We start from the raw sequence: 4,475 nt of genomic DNA on the forward strand, positions 1-4,475 counted from the left end.
AGAGGACACGCACCTGGACGGTCACTTTAGCGCCCCAAAATAAATTATAGAACCAGTTTTTCCCAGCGTTTTTTACAGCATGATTTCGCCTTGGAAGTCTTCTTCTTTTTTTACCTCTTTTGCTGGGGCGGGTGTCTTGCTGGTCTTGATATTTTCAACAAAAAGCAGGAGACGGTTCGTGACGTTGACATCGCTGACGCCGCTGTCAAAGTCCAGGCTTAGGAGGTTCATTTCCGGATAAAGGGTCTTGACCTTCTTTTCAATGCCTTTGGCGATGATGTGGTTGGCAATGCAGCCAAAGGGCTGAAGACTGATGACGTTGGGAACTCCTCTTTTGGCAAATCCAACAACTTCCGCCGGCAGCAGCCAGCCTTCTCCAAACTGGGCAGCCATATTGATGATGCCCTTACCGTCATTGGCCATCTCGTAGATGTCTTCAAAGGGAGTGAAATAGGGGAAGGTGCGGCCAATCTTGTTGATCTTGTCGATGATCTTGACAATTTGGAGATAGACAAAATCCACCAGGAGATGGGGAATCCGATCATGTTTGAGGTCAAATTTATCATTGGTCAGCCGATTGACGAAGGCCTGCATGAAGAAGGGTGTCATAAGGGGCGGGATTACCTCGATGTGATGGTCCATGAGCCAGCCCGTGATGTTTTTGTGGGCAAAGGCGTTGAACTTGAGGTAGATTTCTCCAACGATCCCAACTTGTGGCAGTCTTACATTGGGCTTGACGGCATCTGTAAATTCCTGGGCCGCTTCCTTGAGCAGCTTTAAAAGGCCCTTGGAATGGTTCTTTTCGATTTGCGTTTTGGCGAGGTCGAGGTACTTGCTACGCAGTTTTTCTGCCAGTCCTTTTTTCTTTTCGCGGACGACTGCAGCATGATAGAATTTTGACAGGCAGTCTGAGAAGAGAATGGTTGTAACCGTAATCTTAGCGATCTTCAGCCAATTGATATGGAAGCCGGGCTGATCGTTTTGGATACTGCTGCTCGTTGCAAGGGAAATGACGGGAACATCCTTGAACCCTGCCGAAATGAGGGCGTGCTTGATCAAGCCGAAGTAGTTTGAAGCTCGGCACTGACCGCCCGTCTGGGTAATGGCAACGGCCGTCTTTTGAAGATCATATTTCCCTGATTTCAAGGCCTCCACGAAATCTCCCACAACAAGGGTTGCCGGGTAGCAGACCTCATTGTTGGCAAACCGCAGGCCCATGTCGGCGGATAGACCCGTGCTTTGGGGCAGGGTCTCCACGTGGTAGCCCAAAACCTTCATGACAGACGGAATGAGCGGTGACAAGGTGGGGGTAAAGTACGGCGTCAGGATGGTATAGTCCTTCATGCTCTTTTCAAAGCGCGGCGTGTCGACAAAGGCTTCTGTACGGAGTTTGCTGTCTTCGTTGTACCGAATGCTTTCCACAACGGAGCGGATGCGAAGCTTCAGGGATCCGATGTTCGATACATCATCGATTTTGAGGAGCGTCAAGGCTTTTCCATGGCGCTGCAAAAGTCCGCGGATTTCATCTTGGAGGAAAGCGTCAGGTCCGCATCCAAAGCTCGTCATTTCCATAAAGTGGACAGTGTTGTCCTGACGGGCTGCCCAGTCGGCGGATTTTAGGATACGGTTGATGTAGGCCCACTGCTTGATGAGGTACGTATCGTTGATCTCGATGGATTCATTGCCCCGTACCAGGTCCTCGTTGATGACATTGATGCCCATGGCGGCAATGGTGTCGCTGAGCTTATGCTGGACCAGGGGATCGGTATGGTAAGGCCGGCCTGCAAGGAGGATGGTGAGTTTTCCTTCCCGGCGGCTTTTTTCGAGGATTTCCTCGTTCTTTTCCTGGATTTTCCGGCGGTACTCTTCCTGGGCCGTGAGGGCGCTGGCAATGGCCTTATCGGCCGTAAAGCGGTCAAAGCCAATATAGGAGAGGTATTTTCGGAGCTGCCTTTTGAGCAGTTTTTCATCCTGGAAATTGATGGGCGGCGCGTCGATGGGAATCTGTGTTTCCGTGACACTTTTGATGACGTCGGAGTAGCCCGAGACTACAGGGCAGTTATAGCTGTTGATCTGCCGCTTATCATCCTGCTGTTCATAGATGACATAGGGCATGAAGATTCGATTGACCCGCTTTTGGACGAGGTTCAGGATATGACCATGGACAAGTTTGGCAGGAAAACAGATGTTGTCGCTCATCACGTCATGGAGCCCCGTCTCATAAAGGTGCAGGGTGGACGGATCGGAAAGCTGGACCTTGAGGCCGCAGGACGTAAACAGGGCATGCCAGAAAGGATAGTCCTCGTACATATTGAGGGTCCGCGGCAGGCCGATGGTACGTTCCGCTTCTTCGTTGATGGGCCGGTTAAAGAGCAGGTCGTATTTATAGGTGTAGATATTCTCACCTGGGGTTACATCATCGCCATTATTGGTAAAGTATTTTTCGCACTTGTTGCCCGAATAATAGATGGATCCATTATCGAATTGATATTTCTTGATGAGACAGTTGTTTTCGCAGCCATGGCAGGTCAGCTGGGTATCCTTGAAAGAAGCGACATGGATCATATCATCCACGGTCGCCTGGCCATGGCCCTTGGTCTTGGCATATAGGGCGCAGCCATAGGCTCCCATGATTTCAGGAATGTTGCTGCGATGGACCTTGGTCCCCGTGAGGATTTCAAAGGCCCGGACAACGGCATCGTTTTTCATGGTGCCCCCTTGGAGCACAATCTCATTGCCCAGTTCCTGCGGGTTCTTCAGTTTAAGGACCTTATATAGGCAGTTCTTCACAACTGAATAGGCAAGACCGGCAGCAATGTCCGCACTGGTGACCCCTTCGCGGAGGCTTTGCTTGACCTTGGAGTTCATGAAGACTGTGCAGCGCGTTCCCAAATCGCAAGGGTGCTGGGCCTTGCAGGCAAGGTCTGCAAATTCACTGACGCTGTAGTTGAGGCCTTTGGCAAAAGTCTGGAGAAAGGTTCCGCAGCCGGAGGAACAGGATTCATTCAGTTCCATGCGGTTCAGTACGCCGTGATCGATAAAGATGGCCTTCATGTCCTGACCGCCAATGTCGAGGATAAAGGAAACCTTGTCGTTGATTTTTTTTGCTGCCAAATAGTGAGCAATGGTTTCGATGATGCCCGTATTGAGGCTGAAGGCCGCCTTGATAAGGTCTTCGCCATAGCCTGTAGAGCAGCTTCCCATGATCCGGGGATTGGCTCCCACGGCCAGGCATTTCGTATAAAAATCGGCAAAAGCCTCACGCACCGCGCCTACAGGGTTGCCGTTATTGGGACCGTAGTGGGTGTAAAGGATGCGGTCTTCTTCGTCGGTCACGACAAGTTTCGTCGTTGTCGAACCGGAGTCGATGCCGACAAAGACCTTGTCCGTATCTTTGGTAAGGGGCGAGAGGACAATGTGGTCCGCTTCCTTTTCCTTTTTCCAGTCCATATATTCTTTTTCGTCATGGAAGATGGGCGGCACCGTATCGGTGACGCGGACGGCATCTTTAGGGGCAGAAGCAATCCGGTCGCGGAGTTTCTGCAGGCTCGTTGACGGAGCATCTTCTGCACTGAGGGCGGTCCCATAAGCAGGGATAAGGTTTGCCTTGTCAGGAACAATGAACTCCACATAGGGAACCTGGAGTGCGTCCATCAGGGCTTTGCGGAGGCTCGGCATGAAGGTGAGCGGTCCGCCGCACAGAAGAATCTTCGGCTTGATTGTGCAGCCATGGGAGAGGGTCGTAATGACCTGTACAGCGACGGCGTGATAGATCGACGCTGCAATGTCCTCACGGCTTACGCCTTTGCTGAGGAGGTTTTGGATATCCGTCTTGGCAAAAACGCCGCAGCGGGAAGCAATATAGTGAACGTGTTCTGCCTTTTCGGCAAGCTCGTTCAGTTTGTCAATGGGCACGTCAAGGAGTACGGCCATTTGATCAAGAAAAGCCCCCGTCCCGCCGGCACAGTTCCCGTTCATGCGCAGATCACATGTGCCATCGGGTTTAATGTAGACAATCTTGGCATCTTCCCCACCAATATCGATGAGGGTAGCCACTTCGGGGTATTTTTCCTTGACAAATTTGGTCGCGGCGATGACTTCCTGCTCGAAGGCAAGCTTGAATTTTTCCGCAATCCCCATGCCAACGGAGCCCGTCACCTTGATCTTGACGGCCGCATCCCCGATGGCTGCGGTAAGTTCGGACAGCTCTTCCTTGAGGACCCCCATGATATTGGCTTGGTGCCTCTTGTAGCGGGAGAAAACAACTTGTTTGCTGCCATCCAGAACGACCATTTTAGCAGTGGTGGAACCAATGTCCAACCCTACTTGATAAGTACTCATGATACACCTCTAAAATATTAGGTCTTAACAGCTAATTATACCATATTTCCATACACTGGGATGATGGAATTCCCCTGTTGGTATGTGTCAACATTTTCTCGGGAGACCCATATAAGATTGTGTTGCAGCTTAAT

1 protein-coding gene is annotated in these 4,475 nt (G+C 51.0%); it reads right to left on the reverse strand.

Features of this window, described 5'->3' with window-relative positions:
• Window positions 1-72 precede the first annotated feature (72 nt).
• Window positions 73-4,341: an acyl-CoA dehydratase activase-related protein gene (locus QZQ08_RS09635; RefSeq protein ID WP_296331442.1), complete on the reverse strand. Its 4,269-nt coding sequence runs from the start codon at window positions 4,339-4,341 to the stop codon at window positions 73-75.
• Between the last annotated feature and the right edge of the window lie 134 nt (window positions 4,342-4,475).

The sequence above is a fragment of the uncultured Acidaminococcus sp. genome (genome assembly GCA_900538365.1).
Classification (GTDB): Bacteria; Bacillota; Negativicutes; order Acidaminococcales; family Acidaminococcaceae; genus Acidaminococcus.